This is a genomic window from Sulfurimonas sp. SWIR-19 (assembly GCF_020410885.1).
GTDB classification, from domain to species: Bacteria; Campylobacterota; Campylobacteria; order Campylobacterales; family Sulfurimonadaceae; genus Sulfurimonas; species Sulfurimonas sediminis.
Genome location: NZ_CP084578.1, coordinates 2,280,358 through 2,301,290, shown reverse-complemented (window position 1 = coordinate 2,301,290; position 20,933 = coordinate 2,280,358). Strand labels below are relative to the sequence as shown.

Sequence of the window (20,933 nt, the reverse complement as noted above, 5' to 3'; positions counted from 1 at the left end):
AAAAACAGGCAGTTGTGACTTATGATAAAACAAAGACAGATATAAATACTATCATGAAAGCGGAACACATAAAGCAGGTGATATTCAAGTAATACAACACAAAAAGTCAGTTGCAAAATGTGGTAGTGGAAAGTGTGGAACAAAATAAAGGAGTTTACTATGCAAACGTATGAACTACAAATAGAGGGCATGACCTGTGAACATTGTGCACTTACTATTGAAAAACATCTTATTATTATAGGTGGCGGTTCTGCTGCATTTGTGGCGACTATTGAGGCAAAAGAACATGGTGTTAAAGTAACGATGATTAATGATGGATTGCCAATCGGTGGGACATGTGTCAATGTCGGCTGCGTTCCTTCAAAAAATCTCATTCGGGCAGCCCAGACACTTTATAAGACAAATAATAATCCATTTGGAGGCATCACATCATCTGCCCGGCTTACTGATTTTAAAACTCTGATAGAAGAGAAAACAAAGCTTGTTTTAGATTTGCGTGAGCAAAAGTATATAAATATCATCAAAGATATGGAAAATTTTGAGTTTATTGAGGGGCAGGCTTCTTTGGTTTCTCCAACAGCCGTGAAAGTAAACGGACGAATTATAGAGGGAAGTCATATGTTAATAGCTACAGGTGCGCGTCCTATGATAGCAGATATTGACGGTTTAAGTGAAGTGGATTACCTGACAAATGAGGAGGCTTTTGCCTTAGAATCTCTGCCTGCATCTATGATAATTCTCGGAGGGAGCTACATTGCCTTGGAAATGGCGCAAATGTTTGCAAGGTTTGGCTCAAAAGTAACGGTTTTACAACGCTCAGAGCGCATACTTTCTCATGAGAGTCCGGATATTACAGATATGCTTAGCGGCTATTTGCAAGATGAGGGCATAGAAATTATTACAGGGAATGTCATACAGAATGTGCATCAAAAGAATGGTGGTGTCATTGTTAAAACAGTAGTGGGCGATGAAACTTTAGAGATAGAAGCCGAAAAAATAGTTGTTGCCACAGGACGGGTTGCCAATACACAAAATATGAACTTAGAATCTTTGGGGTTAGCGTTACATGTAAACGGTGCTGTGAAAGTGAATGATTTTGGGCAGACAAATATTTCGACAATATATGCAGCAGGCGATGTAACGGGAGAACATATGTTTGTGTATACGGCTGCGTATGAAGCTAAAACGGCAGTTGCCAATATGTTTGCTTCTTCGCAGCAAAAACTTGATTTTTCTGTATTGCCGTGGGTCATTTTTACCGATCCTCAAGTGGCTGGTGTTGGTTTGGATGAAAAACAGGCAAAAGAAAAAGGCATAGATTTTGAGGTGGCAACACTGCCTCTGAGCTATGTACCCCGTGCCATTGCCGCTAAAGATACACGAGGCATGATTAAACTTTTACGAAACACAGCGGATGACACCTTAATCGGTGCCCGTATTGTAGCTGCCGAGGGTTCTGAACTGCTTATGGAAATTTCCGTTGCCATGAAATACGGTATCAAAGTAAGTGATTTAAAAGAGATGCTTCATCCCTATTTAACGCTTGGAGAGGGCATTAAACTTGCGGCTGTTACGTTTGATAAGAACGTGAAAGAATTAAGTTGCTGTGCAACATAAAAAGGAAAATATCATGAGAAATCTGTTTGATGATGCAAAAAGTAGATTAGATAAAGTTTTGCCTCTACTCAGCCTGCCTGAGGATATCGCGATTCGCTTGGCACAGCCTAAACTTAATCTCACAGTAAACATCCCCGTCAGAATGGATGATGGAAGTTTGAAAGTGTTTACTGGGTATCGCGTGCAGTATGACGATACAAGAGGCCCTTATAAAGGAGGTATTCGTTTTCATCCCGATGTCTGTATAGATGAAGTTACTTCTCTTGCTTTTTGGATGACGGTAAAATGTGCCGTTGCAGGCCTTCCTTTTGGGGGCGCAAAAGGTGGTGTTGCAGTAGATGCAAAAATGCTCTCAAAACTTGAATTGGAGAGACTAAGCCGCGGTTATATTCGTGCTATTGCCGATATTATAGGGCCTAAGAGAGATATTCCCGCTCCAGATATGTACACCAATGCAACAATTATGGGCTGGATGGCAGACGAGTATAATCTAATAATGCGCGAGCAGCTCCCCGGTGTTATCACCGGAAAGCCTGTGTATCTTGGCGGTTCAAAAGGTCGAGAAGCAGCTACGGGTCAAGGTGCTCTTTACGTCCTTGAGTGCTGGTTGAAGCGAAATACGAAAAAACTGCAGGGAATGCGTATAGCAGTACAGGGTTTTGGAAATGCAGGGTATCATTTTGCCAGACTTGCACAAGAAGCAGGATGCAAAGTTATGGCGCTTTCTGACTCCAAGGGTGCCATCTACTCCAAAGACGGACTAGACCCGAAAAAGATAATGTTTCATCGTAAAAAGCATAACGAGCTTAAAGCCATGCTTTACTGTGATGTGTCTATCTGTGAAGAGGCAGAAAATGAGGTCATGACAAATGAAGAACTCTTAGCGTTGGATGTTGATGTATTGGTGCTTGCCGCAATGGAAAATCAAATTACAAAAGACAATGCCGTAAAAATACAGGCAAAACTTATTTTAGAGATTGCAAACGGTCCGATTACTTCACAGGCAGATGAAATTCTGCAAAAGAACAATGCTGTTGTGATTCCCGATGTACTTGCAAATGCAGGAGGGGTTACTGTGAGCTATTTTGAATGGGTGCAAAACAGGGCGGGGTACTACTGGGAAGAGGAAGAAGTGAATGAAAAACTCAAATATCTTTTGCAAAAACAGGCAGGAATCATTTTTAATACAGCAGAAGAAAAAAAAGTGACACTGCGCAGTGCCGCTTACATTGAAGGGCTTGAAAGAATTTCAGGTGCGATTCAAAACAGAGGTACAAAAGAGTATTTCCAAAATTTATAAGGAAAATATAATGTTATATAGTTTTAGTGTTACAAAAGAAGAACAAGGTTGTTGCACACCACAGCCAAAAGGCAAAGCAGCATGTCCGGAGTGTGGAGAAAAAGCAAAAGGGGTGCTTGGAAAAACAGTGCGGCATCTCTTAAAGGATGAGGCAAAATCAAAACTTTCCTACTTTGACGGCTTTTACTACTGTAAGACAACTACATGTAAAGTCGTCTATTTTCGAGGGGATGAGATACTGACACAAAAAGATATGCGTGTGGTTGTCGGACTTAAAGAGGGGGCAAAACCTGCTACTGTATGCTACTGCTTTGAGTGGAGTAAAGAGAAAATCAAAGCGGAACTTGAAGCAACAGGTAAAACAACAGCACTTGAAGACATCAAAGCAAAGATGGAAAATCCCGGTTGTTCTTGCGAAGTGTTGAATCCAAGTGGAGGTTGCTGTTTGGGGGATGTCTCAAAGGCTATTAAGGAGTTGGAGCTTTTAGGTTAAATATGCTATAATCAGTACTGAAAAAAGTATCTATTAAAGGATTTTTTATGAAACAGATTTTAGCAAATTATACAGCGAGCATTACCGAGTTGAAAAAATCACCTACAAAACTGCTGGATGAGGCTGGTAATGAGCCTATCGCAATTTTGAATCATAATACACCAAGTGCTTATCTTGTGCCCAGCAGTTACTATGAAAAAATAATGGACATTCTCGATGAGCATTATTTGGAAAAAGAGGTAAAAGAAGCATTGAACTATAGCAAGGATGAACTCGTAGAGGTTGATATAGATGAGCTTATATAGGCTGCAATTTACAAAAAATGCAAAAAAAGAGTGGGACAAATTAGACCATTCTATTCAATTGCAATTGCACAAAAAGCTCAAACAGCGTTTACAAAATCCAAAAGTTCCAAGTGCAAAGTTAAGTGGTTTTGATAATGTTTACAAGATAAAACTTCGAAATTCAGGATATCGACTAGCCTATGAAGTAAAAGATGTCGAAATCATTGTAATAGTATTAAAAATTGGTAAGAGAGAAAACTTTTATGAACTGTTACGAGATTTTTTGAAATAGAATATCATTAATGAAAAGTATACTTTTTAAATTTATATAATTTTTTATTATACATGGAAAATTAGATTCACTAAGTAGTATCTGCTTAATTAAAGAAATCAGTTATATCACATCCTAAAACTTTTGATATTTTGTATAATTGTTCAATATTAAAATGCTTATTTGTACCAAGTTCTGCCTGTGAGATGATTGTAGTAGATTTTTGGCCAATTGCTAAAGCTAAATCTAATTGTGTTAACTTTTTGCCTTCACGCAATTTTTTGACATTTTTACCGATTCTTTTATGAAGACGTTCGACTTCAATAGCTATATTTTTCATAAACTTCCTATAGGAATAATAGTAATAAAATTATTTTTATGTTATGTTAATAAAAGTATAATTTTATTACAAAGAAAAGAGGTAAAGTATATAAATGCTAGAGACTAAAATCAGAAGTGTTTGTCAAACGAACTGCTAAAATTGGCACTAAAGTAAATGAGTTCAAAGTTACTTTTTAAACATAAACCTTAAAAAATCAAATTAATTTTGATAGACTCTCTTTCATCTTTTTTAGTTTGAAGACCATTTTCGATGGCATTGGCATCATCTTCTGTTAGCTCTATAGATGTGATAAGTTTGATTTTTCCACCTTCTTGGAGAAAGTTTTGGAGTGTAGCACCAAATGCTTCGAGTGAAGAACTCCTAAAATATCCAACAGCACGCCAATACTCTACAGATGCTTGAAAAGCTTTTTGGTAAAAATCTTTTACAAAATTATTAGTGCCAGTTCTGTACTCTTCTAAAAAGTGTTGTTCTTGAAGCAAGCAAGTATCCTTACAAAAAAGCTAGTAACATTTTAATTTAAATTTGTTGAAAATATAGAAAATATTTATAAAAATTTTATTATTATTTATGATTTGACATTATTTACACACTACTTATTCCTATAGGAACTTATATCTTATGCTACAATACTCTTATGAAAATATTACTCCTTGAAGACGACACGGCACTGGCAAATATTTTGGTTGATTTTTTGGAAGATGAGTACGAGGTTGTACAGACCTACAGTATGAAAAAAGCACTCACACTCTCAGAGAATGAAAAATTTGATTTGTATATTTTTGATATTAATGTTCCTGACGGAGACGGCATCTCTCTTTTGCGGGAACTGCGGGATTTTCATGATGAAACACCGACGATTTTCATTACCGCTTTTCACGATACAAAGTATCTCAAATCTGCCTTTGAATCAGGGGCGAACGATTTTATAAAAAAGCCGTTTGATTTGGAAGAGCTGGCACAGCGTATAGAAAACATTAAGAGGCATTTTGGGCTGGAGAGTCTGGTGAAACTTGATGAGCAGATCATATTTGACACAAAAACACATACACTGAAAATTGCCGACAAAACAATCAAACTGACACATAAAGAGAGTGACTGTCTGCATTACTTTTATAAAAACAGGCATCGTGTTGTCAGTTCTGACGAATTGCTGCAAAACTTTTGGGAGTATGAAGATATGCCGAGCGATGATGCTATTCGCACCATTGTGAAAAATTTACGAAAATACATCGGCAAAGAGCACATTGTCAATATCCGGGGAGAAGGGTATAAGTTTGAATGAGTTGGAAAAAAAGTCTTTTTACTCTTTTGTAACGCTCTATCTTATTTCTTCCTTTTTGTTTGTTTTGCTTTCAGGATACTGGTACTACAGTGCACAGAAAAATTCTTTGGAGAGTGCAACCTATTATAAGCTCAACCATATCGCCGACAAACTTTCAGGACTCATAATTAATGCGCAGATGAAAGGGACAACACTGCAGCTTCCAAATGAAAAAGGGTATGAATACCGTTTGATTGGTACAAATGAAGCTGCGGGTTTTAAAACAGGGTATTATGAAAAAAACGGCTATAAGGTTCTGGTTTCAGACGCACCGCAGGAACATCTCAATATTGAATATGTCCTTGTCAGAACAAAAGAGTATTTCAAACAGCTCCAGGAGCTGCAAAAAAATGTTCTTTTGGTTATGAGCGTGGGCTTTTTCTTTATTGTCCTCATCTCTGTCATACTGGCCAAACTGTTTATGAAACCTGTGCATCAGAGAATGGAGCAGATAGAGAGCTTCATTCAGGATGTCTCGCATGAGTTAAACACTCCTATAACCGCTTTGAAAATGAGTGCGAGTCGGGCAATCAAGAAAAAAGTTTATGATAAAAAAATACTGACGAATATCTCTATAAGTACAAAACAGCTTGAGAGTATTTATAAGTCACTGACATTTCTAAATTTTAATCAAAAACAGCAAGAAGCAGAGGATGTGAATCTTAAAAATATTTTGGAGCAGACTATCGGTTACTACAGTGAACTTACAAATGCAAAAAATATACAAATAGAGAGTCAGCTTGAAGAGTGTTATTTCCATATAATTCCCTCACGGGCAGAACTGCTGTTTTCAAATCTGCTCTCAAATGCCATCAAATACTCTCTTCCCCAAACAAAAATAATCATAAAACTTGATAAGAATGCCTTTGTTATAGAAGATGAAGGTGTCGGTATAGCGCAAAAAAAACTTGATGCAATTTTTGAAATGTATAAACGTGAGTCAGACATAGCAGGCGGATTCGGTGTAGGTCTGAGCATTGTGAAACAAATATGTAATGCATACGGTATTACAGTCAATGTTAAATCCCAACTTGGAAAAGGAACACGATTCACACTTTTATTTAAATAATAATAATTTTCTTTTAAGAAGAATTGCCTTATACTTGAGGTAATTCAAATCAGAGGAGAAGAATATTATGACACGAGGAAATTCAATTATTAAAGGTATAGAGCCTGAAACAGTGGTGAAGTTGCTCAACAGAGCCTATGCAGATGAATGGCTGGCATATTATCAGTATTTTATCGAAGCAAAAGTGATTAAAGGCATTATGAAAGATGCTGCATTTGCCGAACTGACACAGCATGCAAACGATGAACTCCGACATGCCAATATGGTTGCCGACAGAATCATACAGCTTGGCGGCACACCGCTTTTGAATCCGAAAGAGTGGTTCACACACACAAACTGCGGGTATGAGGAACCAAAAAACTTTGATGTCGTTGCTATTCTTGAAGACTCTATAAAAGGTGAGCAGTGTGCTATCAGTACGTATTCGTCTTTGGCTGAAACTGTCAAAGATAAAGATATTGTCACTTATGATATCGTCTCTCAAATATTGGCCGATGAGGTAGAACATGAAGCAGATTTACAGGATTTGCATGATGATATTACGGAATTTGTAGAAAATATAAAAAGTACGATGGGCCAACTGTAGATAAAAAGAGGTTTAAATATCCTCTTTTTTATCAAGCTGCCGTTTTGCATAAATTTCAAACAAGATTGGAATGATGACAAGACTTAAAACAGCGGAACTGACAACACCGCCAAGCATAGGTGCTGCAATACGCTGCATCACTTCACTGCCGACTCCGTGCGTGTACATAATAGGGGTAAGCCCCGCTAAAATTGCAAATACTGTCATAAGTTTTGGACGTACCCTTTGTACTGCCCCTTCGTAAATTGCTGCATTGAGTTCTTTGATTCCAAACTCTTTTTTGTATTTTTCTTTATATTCATCTACTGCTTCCTGCAGGTAAATAATCATGACAATGGCTGTCTCGGCGGCGACTCCAAGGAGTGCTAAAAATCCGACAATAACAGCTATACTCATAGCAAAATTAAGTATATCAATATAAATCAGTCCGCCTAAAAGGGCAAAAGGCAGAGTAAAAAAGACAATAATTGTTGGTCCGGGTTTTTTAAGAGCCATATAGATGAGTAAAAATATGACAACAAGAACAGCCGGAACAATCCAGATGATACGTTTCATAGCCGAATCAAGATATTCTGACTGTCCTGCCCACTCTATATAGTATCCAGGATCAAATTTAATCTTATCAATAAATTTTTGAGCTCCTTTTTTATACTCTGTCGCACTGATACCCTCTTTTGGCGTAATATAAATGAAAGTAACCGGTGCTGCCATTTCACTTTTTATAACCGAAGCACTTTGTCTGTAGGCTACTTTTGCCAAGCTCCCAAGTGGAACAAAGCCGAGTTTTGTTTTGACTTGTATGTTTCTTATGGATTCAAGACTTCTTCTTTCATTGTCCTCAAGACGCAGTGCGATAGGATAGCGTTCAAGACCTTTGTACATTGTTGAAACCCTCATCCCTCCTATGGCAAAGGCAGTGTATTCCAAGAGTGTCTCTTTTGTCATATTGTAACGCGCCAGTTTTTCTTCATCGGGAATAATATCTATATAATATCCTGCACTTGCCTGATCTGCAAAGACAGAGAGGGTTTTGTCATATTGACGCAGTTGCTCTTCTATCTGTTTTCCAAATTTTTGCAGACCCTGTGCATCCATTCCATAGAGTTTGATACCGATTGGTGTCCGTATACCGCTAAGGAGCATGTCAATACGACCGCGAATCGGATAGGTCCATGAGTTTGTCAGTCCTGGAACCTGCAGGGCAGCTTCCATATCTTCTCTGAGTTTGTCATAGGTCATTCCTTTTGGCCATTCGGATTTTGGCTTGAGGGTGATGATAGTCTCAAGCATGCCAAGCGGTGCCGGATCGGTTGCCGTACCTGCACGCCCGGCTTTTCCAAAAACATTTTCTACTTCCGGAAAAGATTTGATGATTTTGTCTGTTTTTTGCAAAAGCTGCTTTGTCTGGTCTATACTGATACCATAAGGGGTGACAGGCATATACATAAATGTCTGCTCATTAAGCATCGGCATAAATTCCCATTTGAGACTCTTATAGAGCGGATACATGTAACCAAGAGAGAGTAAAACCAAAACAATGACAAGATATTTTATTTTGAGTCCATAGACAATAATGGGACGATAGAGCCAGATAAAAAATCTGTTGAGCGGATTTTTACTCTCTGGCAGGATTCTTCCTTTGACAAAAAATATCATAAGAGCAGGAACCAAAGTGATACTCAGCAGTGCGCCTGCAGCCATTGCAAAGGTTTTTGTAAAAGCAAGCGGGGTAAATAACAGTCCCTCCTGTCCGGTGAGTGCAAAAATAGGCAAAAACGAAACGACAATGAGCGCCAGTGCGAAAAATATCGGACGTCCGACAAGCTGTGAAGATTTCAGTATGATGGCAACACGCTCTTTTTCTGTTGGTATTCTTCCCTCTTTATGCTCAAATTTGTGTAACATTTTATGGGCATTTTCTATCATAACGATGGAGGCATCCACCATTGCACCGATGGCGATGGCAATACCGCCGAGTGACATAATGTTTGAGCCGATACCAAAAATCTTCATCAGTAAAAAGGTAAAACCGACGGTCAGAGGCAGTACTATAATGACGATAAGTGAAGATCGAAAGTGCATCAAAAAAAGCCCGATGATGATGACAACAATAATACTCTCTTCAATGAGTGTATCTTTTAAAGTGTTTACCGCTTTGTCAATAAGCCCTGAGCGGTCATAAACGGTGACAACGTCCACATCATCCACTTTAAGCTCTTTCATTTTTTCTTGAACTCGCTTGATCATCGTGTAGACATCTTCACCGTAACGTGCCATGACAATACCGCCGACCACTTCGCCCTCACCGTTTAAGTCTGCCAGACCGCGACGCGATGCAGGTGTGAGTTCTACTCTTGCAATATCTCCGAGTTTGACAGGTGTTCCTGCTTTTGTAGTGACGACAAGATTTCTGATATCATCAAGGTTCTTGATGTAGCCTTTTGCCTGTACCATCCACTCATAACCGTTTTTAATGACGATACGTCCGCCTGTATCATTGTTGTTCTTTGCCAGTACTCTCTTGATATCTTGAATACTGAGGTTGTAGCGAACCAGATTGTCATTGTTTACGGTGACTTGAAAAGTAGGTATAAAGCCGCCGATACTTGCCACTTCACTCACTCCGTCAACACCCATAAGTGCATATTTGTAATAGTAGTCCTGAAGAGTACGCAACTCGGCAAGATTTTTAGTTTTTGATTTGAGTGCGTATTCATACACCCAGCCCACGCCGCTTGCATCGGGTCCGAGGGATACGTTCATGTTTTTTGGAAGTTGCGACTGTATGCTTGCCAGTTGTTCCAAGACGCGACTCCGTGCCCAGTAGAGGTCTGTGCCTTCTTTGAAAATGATGTAAATAAGACCGTTTTCATAGGTAGAATAGCCGCGAACCGTGTCTATGTTTGCAATGGCCAAAAACTGTGCAACAAGCGGATAGGTTCCCTGGTCTTCGACAATCTCAGGAGACTGTCCCGCCCAGTCAATCTGTACGATTACTTGTGGAGGCGATAAGTCAGGCAAAGCATCCAAGGGCGTGTTTTTCATACTCCAAATAGAGGCACCAACAAGAGCAAAAGCCGCAAGAAGGATAATAAATTTGTTTTTTATACTAAAAGCGATGAGTTTTTCTATCATAATCTGTCCATTTATTTAGTTTTGCCAAATTATAGCAGCGTTGTGTGTAGAGTTTGTGAGAAATAGGATGGGACAAAATTATGGTTTAATATATTTTCTTATAGAATTAAGGTATGAAAAACAATAATAAAAAATCTATCTATGCCTGGGCTTTGTATGATTGGGCAAATTCAGCCTATGCGACTACGGTTATGGCGGGTTTTTTCCCTATTTTTTTTAAGTCTTATTACAGTGTTGGAACGGATGTAACGGTGAGTACGGCACAGCTCGGATTTGCAAATTCGATTTCCAGCTTTGTGGTTGTTCTTCTCGCCCCTTTGCTTGGAGCTATGGCTGATGCAGGTTCATTAAAAAAGCGTTTTTTGTTTCTTTTTGCCTTTTTGGGCATCCTGATGAGTGCATCACTTGCCCTTGTAGAACAGGGAAACTGGCAAATGGCGGCCTTGATTTATACGCTTGGAAACATTGGTTTTATGGGTGCAAACATTTTTTATGATGGGCTGCTTCCTTCTGTGAGCGATGATAAAAATGTGGATTATGTCTCCGGCCTCGGATTTGCTCTTGGGTATCTCGGAGGAGGAATCCTATTTGCCTTGAATGTATTTATGGTGGAGGAACCTTCATTTTTCGGTTTTACTGATAAGGCAACGGCAATTCAGGCTTCTTTTGTCAGTGTGGCACTTTGGTGGGCCGTCTTTTCTCTTCCTCTTTTGTTATTTGTAGAGGAGAAAAAAGAGTATAAAGAGCAAAAAAATATTTTACTTGTCCAAGGGTATTTACGGCTGAAAAAAACATTGCAAAGAGTTACAAGTCTCAAAGGGCTTTTTCTTTTTCTGGTGGCTTACTGGCTCTATATTGACGGGGTGGACACTATTATTCGTATGGCGGTTGATTATGGTATGGCACTTGGGTTTGACAGCAGCAAGCTTATTATGGCGCTGCTTATTGTACAGTTTGTCGGTTTCCCGGCCACACTTATAGTCGCAAAACTTGCCGATATCTGGAGTACAAAAAAAGTTATTTATCTTTGTATCAGCGTCTATATCGGTATTATTATTTATGCCGCAATGATGGAAGATGTGTATGAGTTTTACATACTGGCTCTGCTCATTGCGCTGGTGCAAGGCGGTATTCAGGCACTGAGCCGTTCTTATTACGCGAAGATGATACCGCAAAAATATGCGGCTGAATTTTTTGGCTTTTATGATTTACTTGGAAAATTTGCGGTTATTTTAGGACCGCTTTTGGTTGCATTTGTTGCACTTTTCAGTCATAACTCAAGATTTGCTATTGCCTCGGTTGCTGTTTTGTTTGTCCTCGGCGCACTTTTGCTCTTCTTTGTTGATGAGAAAAAAGTGGCACAGGAGGTGCGTGAAGCACTAGACTAATAAAGTCCGTTTATCTGTGCGTCACTGTCCATCATAAAGAGGGCATTGTTCACAACTTCATCACCTGCGTTGAGTCCGCTTGTTATGATGTATGTTTCATTATTGAGCGGTTTGACATCTATTTGCATCGGTTCATATTCGCCTTCAAATTCTCCGACAACAAAGACATAATATTTGCCGTCTTTTAAAATGACCGCACTTTGTGGAAGTGTCAGGTACTCTTTGGGCTTGTCTCTTGAAATAACATTTGCATACATTCCGGGAAAGAGTGTATGGTCTGTGTTTGTGAGTGTGAGTCGCATAGTGAGTGTCGCCTCTTTTGGACTGAGGTCAGGATACAAAAACTTTGAATGTGTTTCATATGTTTTGTCAGTTGTTTTAAAACTGACACGAAAATCATCGGCATGCTTGAGCCATTTGACATCATCTTCAAACACCTGTACCTCTACCCAGACATCATCAAGGTTGACGATTTCAAAAAGATTCTTTTTTGCATTAAATGCCGAACCCTCATTGACATTTTTTACAAAAAGATACCCGCTGTGCGGAGCATAGATAGTTGTATTTGGTGATACTTTTCTCTTTTTGACAAGCTCTGAAATTTCATTTGGTGCGACTTCAAGCAGAGCAAGTTTGAGCTTTGCACTTTTGAGCATGCCTTTGTTTGGTCTGTTTCTTGTATAGTTGTAAGAGTTGACATAATCTTCTTTTGCTTTGTAGACTTCAGGAGAGTAGACAAGGGCCAGTGGTTCTCCTTTTTTTACATATTTATAGATTTTATCGGCATAAAGTTTTTCGACAAATCCTCCAAAACGGGGGCTGACTTCATAGACTCTTGCCTCATTCGCCTTGACAAAACCATAGTTTTTTTTGCTGTGGCTTGTTTTTACCTTTTGTACTTTGACAGTTTGAACCGAAAAAAGCTGTTCTACTGAAGGCTCTTTAGCCAAGACGATCAATGGCAACAAAAGCAATATGTATTTTAAATTTTTCACTGTAATTCTCCTTTAAGTTGTGCTATTTTGGCTTTTGCCAGATTGTAATTTGCTACCGCTTTGATGCTTTTTTGTTCCAAATCAAGTTTTTGAAACAAAACATCTATATATTTAAACAGATCCGCTCCAATGGATATGGAGGAGCTTGAGAGCTCAAACATATGGGCAACCTGCGGCAGTGCTTCATCTTGAATAATATGATAAACTTCATAAGAAGAGAGCATTTGCGCATAATAGGCTTCAAGCTCGGCATTGACAGATATCTGAGTATCTGCTTTTTGGCTTGCAATGGATAAAACAAGAGCGCGGGCCTCTTCTTCTTTGTAATCCTCGGTACCGTATATAGGAAGACTCAAACCGAAACCAAAATTAAAATAGTTGTTGAAATTTTCTCTCAGGGCATAGCCTGCGATGAGATTGATGTCCGGATAGTTGTTGAGGTCTGCCATTTGCAATTTTGCATTTTGTTTGAGAACTTCTTTCTCTTTTATTTTGATATCCGGATTTTCACCTAAAGATTTTTGCAGTTGCGTCAAGTTCGGTTTTGCTCCCATTTTTATAGTGATATCCAAATGCTCTATTTTAAAAGCAGCCAAATAAGAGAGTCGGGCATAGGCAGAACTGATTTTTTCGCGTAAAACACTTTTTTGAATTTGCAGATCCGAGAGTGAAAGTTCTGCTTTCATAATACCCATATGCTGATTTTCATCAATACTGGTATAAGATTCGTATAAATCAATATTTTGTTTTGTCAAGGTGACATAGTCATCAATAATTTTGTATAGTTCGTTTAGTTTCCAGATGGCATAGGCTTCACTTTTTATTTTTTCAACCAGTTTTGTTTTTGCCGCATTTAATTTTTCCTGCAAAACTGCATCTTCAGCTTCTGCGATTTTTTTATTTGTGTCGCGTTTGTTGTAAAAAGGAATTTTTTGTTTCAGTGTGACCACAGACTGGCTCATCGCCTGTGAGGAGTTTAATGTGTTTTTTGTTATGAGCAGTTGGGGGTTTTCAAATTGATTTGAAACTGCTATATTGTACTTGTTTGCCTCAATTCTTTCATTGATGGATTCTAATGATGGTTTTTTTGCCAAAGCGGTATCAATAATTTCGGCTAAACTGATTGCCTGTGCCCCAGTACAAAGTAAAAAAATACCCAGTATCACTGTTTTCATAAACTATTCCTCTGTTTTTTTTGATTTAGGAAAGTATAACATGCTAATGTGTAGTGTTTGTGATTAAGTGTCTAAACATAAATTAAACATTTTAGAAGTATAATTTCATCAAATAATTCAGGACTGCCTTTCTTTCATATCAACAGCCCTCCATTAGAATTTTTTTCTGGAGTTGTTAAAAAAATGTTTCTCTTTGATACCCTTTCGCTTGTTTTTGTTGCGCTGATTTTACTTGGTGCAATACCGAATCTTTTTTATTCTGCCGGCTATTTGCCTCATATAGAACGAAAAATGCACTATCAACTGCATTACTTTGCTTTTATATTCTCTATGCTTGGTGTTGTCGTGAGTGCAAATGCTTTAGTCTTTTTGTTTTTTTGGGAGTTGATGAGTTTGACCTCATGGCAGTTGATACTCACAGAAGTAAAAGACAACAGTACCATAAAAGCTGCACGATTTTACTTTATAATGACACATTTCGGTTTTGTTTTTTTACTCCTTTTCTTTCTTATCGTCTCCGACGGCAACCTTGACATAGGTTTTGTAGATATGAAGCTTATTGCCTCACATTTTGCCTACCCTACCATGCTCTTTTTCTTTTTACTCTTAGGTTTTTTAAGTAAGGCAGGTGCCGTGCCGTTACATGTATGGTTACCGTATGCCCATCCTGCCGCACCTAGTCCTGTTTCAGCGCTTATGAGTGGTGTCATGTTAAAAGTAGCCATATACGGAATGTTTCGGTTTTTATTTGATGTACTGTACCCTTGGCCTTTGGAATGGGGAATAACTATTTTGACTTTGGGCGCGCTTTCTTCTTTGATAGGTGTTTTGTATGCGCTGAGTGAACATGATATTAAAGCGCTTTTAGCAAATCACTCCATTGAAAACATTGGGATAATTCTCATCGGTTTTGGGATGGGGATGATTTTTGATAGTTTAGGTTTGCATGTATTGAGCACCTTTGCGTTTATCGCAGCACTCTTTCATACCTTTAATCATATGAGTTTTAAATCTCTGTTATTTATGGGTGCAGGAGCAGTCCTGCATCAAACGCATACAAAAAATATGGAAAAATACGGCGGGCTTATAAAAGCTATGCCTGTGACAGCACTTACCTTTTTAATCGCAGCCATTTCCATTTCTGCTTTGCCTCCGAGTAATGGTTTTTTAAGTGAATGGATGATTTTTCAGTCGATGCTTGGCTCAAGTCATATAGACAATGTTTCACTCAAACTTGCCATCCCTTTTGCTATTTTTGCACTTGCCATGACAGGCGGTTTGGCGATTGCCTGTTTTGTCAAAGCCTATGGCATAACATTTTTGGGTCTGCATCGCAGCACCAATGCCAAACATGCCCATGAAGTAAATTTTCTGATGAAAAGCGGCATGATTTTGATGGCAGGAATTGTACTTTCTTTAATGCTTTTTACACCATTTTATATAGGCTGGTTTGATAAAGCCCTTGTTGGATTAGGGCGTGCTTCGGTGTATGCCAAAATCTTTCCTGATGGCATTTGGAATATGCACTCTGTCGGCATCAACGGCGGTATCGTCTCACCTCTTATTCTTTTGTTCTCTTTACTTGGCGTTACGGCACTTATGATGCTTGCTTATAAAGTTTTTGGTGTAAAAACAAGGGTTCATCATACCTGGGCATGTGGCTATAAAACATCCTCAAAAACCCAGTATACCGCTACAGGATTTGCGGGACCGATTCGACGTTTTTTTAACTGGCTCTATAAACCGAATGAGCATTTTATCAAACAGACAATTGCAGGGCATGAAACGAAATTTAGTTCTTCACATTATGAAGTACATGTAAAGCCGCTTTTTGAGAAAGTTTTTTATGAAAGTACGGCAAAAGCCGTTAATTTTATAAGTTACTGGGTCTATCGTTTGGCTCATTTTGAACAGACACGGTACTCTGCGATGATATTTAATATCATGCTTCTTGTACTTTTTAGTTATCGAGTTTTTGCGCATGAATTTTCTTGGGCAACATTTGTCTTGGAGTTCATTGTCATGATGATTTCTGTGAAAATATTAATAATCGGAGATAGAAAATGATTTTGTATCTGTTTAGCATAGTTTTGTTGGCATTGCTGGCTCCTGTTTTACTTTCGTATATAAAAGCGACGAAAATGGTGCTGCTTTTTAAAAGACCTGTCTCCATATTTCAAGGGTATAGAAATTTTGCAAAATTAATGTACAAAGAGACTATTATTTCAAAAGAGACAAGTGCCATAACGATGTATGCGCCTTTTCTTGTGCTTTCCCCTTTGCTTGTCACCATGTTCTTTTTACCGCCAATAGTGGCTGGGAGTTATTATGTGAGTTTTGTAGATGCTTTTACCATTACGGGACTCATCTCTCTTTCTACTTTTTTTCTTATGCTCTTGGGACTTGACAGTGCGAGTGCCTTTGGCGGAATGGGCAGCTCTCGTGAAGCGTTTATTGCGGCACTTGTAGAACCTGCTATGGTTTTGACGGTATTTTCAGTCTCTTTAATGGCAGGAAATTTAGGTGTAGGACAAGCAGGCGTCAATCTGGCAGAACATTTTCCGAAGGAGCATATGGCAAGTTTTTTATTTGCCGGCATCAGCTTTTTTATACTGCTTATAGCCGAGAATGGACGTATTCCTGTAGACAATCCTGAAACACATCTCGAACTTACTATGGTGCATGAAGCGATGATACTTGATCTTACAGGGATTTATTTGGCTATTATAGAGACAGCGGCATCTATAAAATTTGTGATTTTTGCTTCTTTATTCGCTTCACTGTTTATGCCTTTTGGACTTGAATTTTCTGCACCGATTGCCATTTTGATTTTTATAGCCAAACTCTTTTTTATTGCAACCTTGGTTGCTCTTTTAGAGGTAAATACTGCAAAATTACGCTTGTTTAAGATACCAAACTTACTGGGTCTTGCCATAGTTTTTGCATTTTTATCTTTAATCACATTTTATGTATTAGGAGCATAGATGACAGATTTTCTTATAGGACTTTTTTTAGCTTCTTTGATTGTTGCACTCTTTACAACAAGATTGTACAGACTCCTTTTGTGGTACTCGCTCAATTCATTCATGCTTGGAATATTAGCACTTAGTATAGGAAAAAGCTTAGACGACAATGCTATGATAATTACGGGAATTATTACGATTATAGTAAAAGGCATAGGCATTCCCTATGTTTTGAAAAACCTTTCTCAAAAATTTCATTTTGTCCGTCAAATCACACCGGAGATAAAAGTACAACATGCGATTATGCTCGTTCCTGCCATTTTGGTTTTTACCTTTTATCTCTCAGAGCCGATTACACATATGATACATACAAATGCAAACTATGTTGCTGTGAGTATTTCTTCGTTGTTTCTTTCGCTTCTTTTGATGATGGAACACAAAAATGTCGCGCCTAAGATTATAGGCTTTTTAAGTATGGAAAATTCACTTTTTTTATTGGGTATCAGTGCGACAAACGGTATGCCTATGCTTGTAGAACTTGGTATATTTTTTGATTTGTTAATGGCTATCGTCGTTATCAATTTACTGTTTCACAAAGAGGAGATGCAAGTATGATGTTGGCTTTTTTACTACTCCCTGCGCTTATTATGTTTGGAGTGAGCTTTTCTAAAAACAGCAAGAGCAAATATTTGCTTGCGTTTACTTCTTTTGTTATTTTGCTTCCGATTGTGAAGCTCTTTTTGCTTCCAAAACCCTACAATATTTTAAGTAACTATCTTGTAGCAGATAAGCTTGATACCTATGTGCTTTTAGTCTCTTCTATTGTCGGTATCGGCGTGACTTTGGCACTTTTAACACTTGATAAACATGTAAAAGTCTCCCCAAAAGCCTATAGAAAATTTTACAGATTTTTTGCAATTTTTTGGGTAGGACTTATCTTTTCCATTCTTGCAAATCATATGGGAATCTACTGGATAGGGCTTGAGCTTGCAACGCTCTCTACTGTGTATATGATTAAGACAAACTATACACCTGCAGCACACAAAGAGGCATGGAATTATATGATAGTGGGTGCCATTGCCGTTTCACTTATACTCTTTGGTATTATCTTAATGTATGCAAGTGCAAAGCCTATTTTAGGTGAAGATGCGATGCAGTTTGACCTGCTTTTACAACATGCCAAAGAGATTCCCTCACCGTTTCTTTTTGAAATAGGTTTTGCCATTACAACGGTTGGAATGTTTGTGAAAATGGGGTTTTTCCCTATGAACTTGTGGCTGGCAAATATTGAAAGAGCCTCTTTTTACCCTGTTGCGGCACTCTTTAGCGGTATATTAGAGTCAGCTGTTATTATTGGATTTTTTCGTTTTTCCAAAATTGCTATGCAGGTCAATTATGACCATCTTTTTATTTTTGTATTTATTTATACGATTTTAACAATTTTTATCGTCGCTTTTCTCATTTTTCGTGCAAAAGATTTTATGCGTCTTTTCTCACTCTCAGGGATTGAGCATATGGCTTTAATCGTAATGTTTTGGGTCAGTGGCGCTCCTTTTGCAGCTTTACTTCATTTTGGCGCACATGCCTTTTTAAAACCGGCACTTTTTCTCTCTACGGGTGTGCTTGAATCAAACGGAAAGTATAAAATTGCAGGAGCGCTTCGAGGCTACAAAGGCAAAAAAGGAGCACTCTTCTGGTTTTTGGTTTCGCTCTTTTTGTTAGCCATTATTTCCTTGCCGCCAAGCCCGATGTTTTTCAGTGAATTGTATGGTTTTGGTGCCATGATACATACCGCAAAGCAAAGTCACCATATGCTGGCTATGATAGGTGCAATCCTTTTTTTACTTGTGCTTTTATCAATTATATTTTATCGTTTTGTGGCCATCTATCAAGCTATGAAATATGAGGGCAAAGAGGAAGAAAAAACAGTATATGTCAGTGAACTTTTTGCACTTGTGATTTTTGCACTCTCTTTGAGTGCTTTGTTACTGCCATCAACACTTGGTTTTTTAAGGAGTATATCATGAGACTTATCGCGCGATATGCAAAAGAATTGGAAAATGATTTTGAAATAATTACGGTCTATGAAGATGAAATAAAAAAAGAGTCTATTTCCAAAGAAAATCCCAGGCTTACAACCTTGGCAAAACGGTATCCGACAGCTATATGGTTTGAGCGAAAAATGCATGATGATTTTGGCATCATCATAGAAGATGCTTTTGACAAACGCCCGCTTGTGCATCACGAACGATTTCCAAAAAATGTCCATCCTTTGAGAAAAGATTTCAATAAAGATACACTGGAATATGCAGAGTATCTTCCTTATAAATATGAAACTATAAGCGGTGACGGTGTTTTTCAGGTGGCGGTCGGACCTATACATGCAGGAATTATAGAACCGGGACATTTTCAGTTTTCTCAGGCAGGGGAGGATATGCTACATCTTGAAGTACGCCATTTTTATAAAAACCGCGGCATTGAGAAGATGCTTGAGGGAAAAACCCTTGATGAAGCAAAACTGATTATAGAGAGAATCAGCGGCAATGAAAGTATTGCATATCAGATATGCTGGCGTGACATTATGTTACAAGCTACAAGCAAAGAGCTGCCTCTTGCGCTACAAAAACGCCATGCGCTCTTGTTGGAGTTAGAGCGAATTATTCATCATCTGACAGATTTAGGCTTTATTCCCAATGATGCGGGTTTTGGTGCCGCACTTGCCTTTGGTTCAAAACTCGCCGAAGATGCAAGACGAAAAATGAAAGAACTCACAGGGCATCGTTTTGGTTTTGGTGCTATAGATTTTACCAACAGGTTTATAGATACGGCTACATTGAGTGAGTGGCTGAATGATTTGCAGCATAGTATAGAATTTTTTGAAGACTGGATTATAGATATTCCCTCTCTTTGGGACAGGTTTGATACAACCGGAATTTTGAGTCTAAAAAAAGCTGCGAAATACTCTACCGTCGGCGTTGTAGCACGTGCTTCAGGTCTTACACAAGACAGAAGAATAAATAAATTCTACTTGGACCATGGCTTTGTTATGGCAAGTGAAGTGAGTGGTGATGTTGGAGCAAGGTTTAAAATTCGTTTGCAGGAAGTGAAAAATTCTATTGTGATGATGCACAATTTTTTAGAAGAAGATGAAAGTTCTTTGGCCTTAGGGCAACTTTATGACGGAGAGTATTATAGTTTTGCCGAGAGTTCCATCGGCGAGCTGTTTATGGCGATAGATATAAAAGAGGGGGTGATTGAGCGGTTTTTTGTCAGAGACCCCAGTTTTGTGAATTGGCAGGCGTTACATGTAATGATGCGCAGTGATATTATTGCTGATTTTCCGCTTATAAATAAAAGCTGTGATTTAAGTTATGCAGGAAATGATTTATGATGAAGTTTTGGAACAAAAGAGTAAAACTTGGGATATTGACGGAAAATCTGGAGTTTGAAGAAGATATAAAAAAGATTCAAAAAGAGATAAAAGGGCAGGTGAAAAAAAAGTTTGCAGGAAGTCTGGCTATAAGAATGGTGGACAGCGGCAGTTGTAATGCCTGTGAAGCGGAGTGCAATGCGCTTGCAAATCCTTACTATGATTTGGAGCGTTTGGGAATTTACTTTGTAGCGAGTCCTCGTCATGCCGATGTAATGTTACTGAGTGGTCTTGTGACGTTTAATATGCAGCCGCATGTTTTAGAAGCATATGCGCAGATTCCCGCACCAAAATGGGTCATCACAATGGGCGACTGCCCGATAATGCAAGCCCCTTTTGAAAAAAACTATGCCATAAAAGCACCGGCCGAGCAGCACCTTAATGTTACGCATCACATTGCAGGATGCCCGCCGAATCCGAGAGAAATTATGCAAGGTTTCCTGGAATTTTTAAAAAAAATATAAATTTTGCTTTTTTTTCTTTATGTTAGCACTCTAACTCAGCCAACGAAGCGGTGAAAAAGCCTTTTATTGTATAATCTTGGTTTAATAAAAAGGGGA

The 20,933-nt window shown here is 38.5% G+C and carries 20 protein-coding genes; 15 read left to right on the top strand and 5 right to left on the bottom strand.

From position 1 onward, the window contains the following. Window positions 1-159 precede the first annotated feature (159 nt). From merA to LCX93_RS11950, 5 genes are read left to right on the top strand one after another with little or no spacing between them, the layout of a single operon-like run. A complete protein-coding gene (merA, locus tag LCX93_RS11970) occupies window positions 160-1,617 on the top strand; it encodes a mercury(II) reductase (RefSeq protein ID WP_226066484.1) in 1,458 nt (485 codons plus the stop codon). Window positions 1,618-1,630: 13 nt separating this feature from the next. Beyond that, window positions 1,631-2,917, top strand: a complete 1,287-nt coding sequence (locus LCX93_RS11965) for a Glu/Leu/Phe/Val family dehydrogenase (RefSeq protein ID WP_226066483.1) — start codon at window positions 1,631-1,633, stop codon at window positions 2,915-2,917. Between the two features lie 10 nt (window positions 2,918-2,927). Then, the gene (locus tag LCX93_RS11960; RefSeq protein ID WP_226066482.1) at window positions 2,928-3,410 is read left to right on the top strand and encodes a putative iron-sulfur cluster-binding metallochaperone; all 483 of its coding nucleotides are present in this window, start codon (window positions 2,928-2,930) and stop codon (window positions 3,408-3,410) included. Between the two features lie 47 nt (window positions 3,411-3,457). After that, on the top strand, window positions 3,458-3,715 hold the full coding sequence (locus LCX93_RS11955) for a type II toxin-antitoxin system prevent-host-death family antitoxin (protein WP_226066481.1): 258 nt from the start codon (window positions 3,458-3,460) through the stop codon (window positions 3,713-3,715). After that, window positions 3,702-3,986: a type II toxin-antitoxin system RelE family toxin gene (locus LCX93_RS11950; RefSeq protein ID WP_226066480.1), complete on the top strand. Its 285-nt coding sequence runs from the start codon at window positions 3,702-3,704 to the stop codon at window positions 3,984-3,986. Before LCX93_RS11955 ends, LCX93_RS11950 begins: the two co-directional genes overlap by 14 nt. An 85-nt stretch (window positions 3,987-4,071) precedes the next feature. Here the strand turns inward: LCX93_RS11950 and LCX93_RS11945 are convergent, their stop codons facing one another. Next, window positions 4,072-4,305 (bottom strand): helix-turn-helix domain-containing protein, encoded by a 234-nt coding sequence (locus tag LCX93_RS11945; protein ID WP_226066479.1) that lies wholly within the window; start codon window positions 4,303-4,305, stop codon window positions 4,072-4,074. 188 nt (window positions 4,306-4,493) lie between these two features. Next, window positions 4,494-4,790, bottom strand: a complete 297-nt coding sequence (locus LCX93_RS11940) for a phospholipase D-like domain-containing protein (protein ID WP_226066478.1) — start codon at window positions 4,788-4,790, stop codon at window positions 4,494-4,496. 155 nt (window positions 4,791-4,945) lie between these two features. Here LCX93_RS11940 and LCX93_RS11935 point away from each other — a divergent pair, with 155 nt between their 5' ends. The 3 genes from LCX93_RS11935 (at window position 4,946) to LCX93_RS11925 (ending at window position 7,287) form a co-directional block, all read left to right on the top strand. Next, window positions 4,946-5,593, top strand: coding sequence for a response regulator transcription factor (locus LCX93_RS11935; protein ID WP_226066477.1), 648 nt, complete (start codon window positions 4,946-4,948; stop codon window positions 5,591-5,593). Further along, complete coding sequence (locus tag LCX93_RS11930) at window positions 5,586-6,701, top strand: sensor histidine kinase (protein WP_226066476.1); 1,116 nt, start codon at window positions 5,586-5,588, stop codon at window positions 6,699-6,701. The genes LCX93_RS11935 and LCX93_RS11930 overlap by 8 nt, the downstream gene beginning before the upstream one ends. Before the next feature lie 67 nt (window positions 6,702-6,768). Beyond that, the gene (locus LCX93_RS11925) at window positions 6,769-7,287 is read left to right on the top strand and encodes a ferritin-like domain-containing protein (protein WP_226066475.1); all 519 of its coding nucleotides are present in this window, start codon (window positions 6,769-6,771) and stop codon (window positions 7,285-7,287) included. A gap of 12 nt (window positions 7,288-7,299) precedes the next feature. On the opposite strand, the gene LCX93_RS11920 is transcribed toward LCX93_RS11925, so the two are convergent. Then, window positions 7,300-10,422, bottom strand: a complete 3,123-nt coding sequence (locus LCX93_RS11920; protein WP_226066474.1) for an efflux RND transporter permease subunit — start codon at window positions 10,420-10,422, stop codon at window positions 7,300-7,302. Between the two features lie 113 nt (window positions 10,423-10,535). On the opposite strand from LCX93_RS11920, the gene LCX93_RS11915 reads away from it, so the two are divergent. Further along, a complete protein-coding gene (locus LCX93_RS11915) occupies window positions 10,536-11,810 on the top strand; it encodes an MFS transporter (RefSeq protein WP_226066473.1) in 1,275 nt (424 codons plus the stop codon). On the opposite strand, the gene LCX93_RS11910 is transcribed toward LCX93_RS11915, so the two are convergent. After that, window positions 11,807-12,805, bottom strand: a complete 999-nt coding sequence (locus LCX93_RS11910; protein ID WP_226066472.1) for an efflux RND transporter periplasmic adaptor subunit — start codon at window positions 12,803-12,805, stop codon at window positions 11,807-11,809. The genes LCX93_RS11915 and LCX93_RS11910 overlap by 4 nt on opposite strands. Next, window positions 12,802-13,980: a TolC family protein gene (locus tag LCX93_RS11905; RefSeq protein ID WP_226066471.1), complete on the bottom strand. Its 1,179-nt coding sequence runs from the start codon at window positions 13,978-13,980 to the stop codon at window positions 12,802-12,804. The genes LCX93_RS11910 and LCX93_RS11905 overlap by 4 nt, the downstream gene beginning before the upstream one ends. A 183-nt stretch (window positions 13,981-14,163) precedes the next feature. Between LCX93_RS11905 and LCX93_RS11900 the strand changes: the two genes are divergently transcribed. The 6 genes from LCX93_RS11900 to LCX93_RS11875 are packed head-to-tail and all read left to right on the top strand — an operon-like array spanning window position 14,164 to window position 20,837. Continuing rightward, the gene (locus LCX93_RS11900) at window positions 14,164-16,047 is read left to right on the top strand and encodes a proton-conducting transporter transmembrane domain-containing protein (RefSeq protein WP_226066470.1); all 1,884 of its coding nucleotides are present in this window, start codon (window positions 14,164-14,166) and stop codon (window positions 16,045-16,047) included. Further along, window positions 16,044-16,964 carry a respiratory chain complex I subunit 1 family protein gene (locus tag LCX93_RS11895; protein ID WP_226066469.1) on the top strand — a complete coding sequence of 307 codons (921 nt, stop codon included), beginning with the start codon at window positions 16,044-16,046 and terminating at the stop codon, window positions 16,962-16,964. The genes LCX93_RS11900 and LCX93_RS11895 overlap by 4 nt, the downstream gene beginning before the upstream one ends. Continuing rightward, on the top strand, window positions 16,965-17,558 hold the full coding sequence (locus LCX93_RS11890) for a hydrogenase (RefSeq protein WP_226066468.1): 594 nt from the start codon (window positions 16,965-16,967) through the stop codon (window positions 17,556-17,558). Continuing rightward, window positions 17,555-18,970, top strand: coding sequence for a proton-conducting transporter transmembrane domain-containing protein (locus LCX93_RS11885; protein WP_226066467.1), 1,416 nt, complete (start codon window positions 17,555-17,557; stop codon window positions 18,968-18,970). Before LCX93_RS11890 ends, LCX93_RS11885 begins: the two co-directional genes overlap by 4 nt. Beyond that, window positions 18,967-20,334: a hydrogenase large subunit gene (locus LCX93_RS11880; RefSeq protein ID WP_226066466.1), complete on the top strand. Its 1,368-nt coding sequence runs from the start codon at window positions 18,967-18,969 to the stop codon at window positions 20,332-20,334. Before LCX93_RS11885 ends, LCX93_RS11880 begins: the two co-directional genes overlap by 4 nt. Beyond that, window positions 20,331-20,837, top strand: coding sequence for an NADH-quinone oxidoreductase subunit B family protein (locus LCX93_RS11875; protein ID WP_226066465.1), 507 nt, complete (start codon window positions 20,331-20,333; stop codon window positions 20,835-20,837). The genes LCX93_RS11880 and LCX93_RS11875 overlap by 4 nt, the downstream gene beginning before the upstream one ends. Window positions 20,838-20,933: the final 96 nt, after the last annotated feature.

What these genes read in the sequence shown, in the direction of transcription:
- merA (WP_226066484.1), top strand. Translation starts at nt 160, where the DNA reads ATGCAAACGTATGAACTACAAATAGAGGGCATGACCTGTGAACATTGT.
- LCX93_RS11965 (WP_226066483.1), top strand. Translation starts at nt 1,631, where the DNA reads ATGAGAAATCTGTTTGATGATGCAAAAAGTAGATTAGATAAAGTTTTG.
- LCX93_RS11960 (WP_226066482.1), top strand. Translation starts at nt 2,928, where the DNA reads ATGTTATATAGTTTTAGTGTTACAAAAGAAGAACAAGGTTGTTGCACA.
- LCX93_RS11955 (WP_226066481.1), top strand. Translation starts at nt 3,458, where the DNA reads ATGAAACAGATTTTAGCAAATTATACAGCGAGCATTACCGAGTTGAAA.
- LCX93_RS11950 (WP_226066480.1), top strand. Translation starts at nt 3,702, where the DNA reads ATGAGCTTATATAGGCTGCAATTTACAAAAAATGCAAAAAAAGAGTGG.
- LCX93_RS11945 (WP_226066479.1), bottom strand. Translation starts at nt 4,305, where the DNA reads ATGAAAAATATAGCTATTGAAGTCGAACGTCTTCATAAAAGAATCGGT.
- LCX93_RS11935 (WP_226066477.1), top strand. Translation starts at nt 4,946, where the DNA reads ATGAAAATATTACTCCTTGAAGACGACACGGCACTGGCAAATATTTTG.
- LCX93_RS11925 (WP_226066475.1), top strand. Translation starts at nt 6,769, where the DNA reads ATGACACGAGGAAATTCAATTATTAAAGGTATAGAGCCTGAAACAGTG.
- LCX93_RS11920 (WP_226066474.1), bottom strand. Translation starts at nt 10,422, where the DNA reads ATGATAGAAAAACTCATCGCTTTTAGTATAAAAAACAAATTTATTATC.
- LCX93_RS11915 (WP_226066473.1), top strand. Translation starts at nt 10,536, where the DNA reads ATGAAAAACAATAATAAAAAATCTATCTATGCCTGGGCTTTGTATGAT.
- LCX93_RS11905 (WP_226066471.1), bottom strand. Translation starts at nt 13,980, where the DNA reads ATGAAAACAGTGATACTGGGTATTTTTTTACTTTGTACTGGGGCACAG.
- LCX93_RS11900 (WP_226066470.1), top strand. Translation starts at nt 14,164, where the DNA reads ATGTTTCTCTTTGATACCCTTTCGCTTGTTTTTGTTGCGCTGATTTTA.
- LCX93_RS11895 (WP_226066469.1), top strand. Translation starts at nt 16,044, where the DNA reads ATGATTTTGTATCTGTTTAGCATAGTTTTGTTGGCATTGCTGGCTCCT.
- LCX93_RS11890 (WP_226066468.1), top strand. Translation starts at nt 16,965, where the DNA reads ATGACAGATTTTCTTATAGGACTTTTTTTAGCTTCTTTGATTGTTGCA.
- LCX93_RS11885 (WP_226066467.1), top strand. Translation starts at nt 17,555, where the DNA reads ATGATGTTGGCTTTTTTACTACTCCCTGCGCTTATTATGTTTGGAGTG.
- LCX93_RS11880 (WP_226066466.1), top strand. Translation starts at nt 18,967, where the DNA reads ATGAGACTTATCGCGCGATATGCAAAAGAATTGGAAAATGATTTTGAA.
- LCX93_RS11875 (WP_226066465.1), top strand. Translation starts at nt 20,331, where the DNA reads ATGATGAAGTTTTGGAACAAAAGAGTAAAACTTGGGATATTGACGGAA.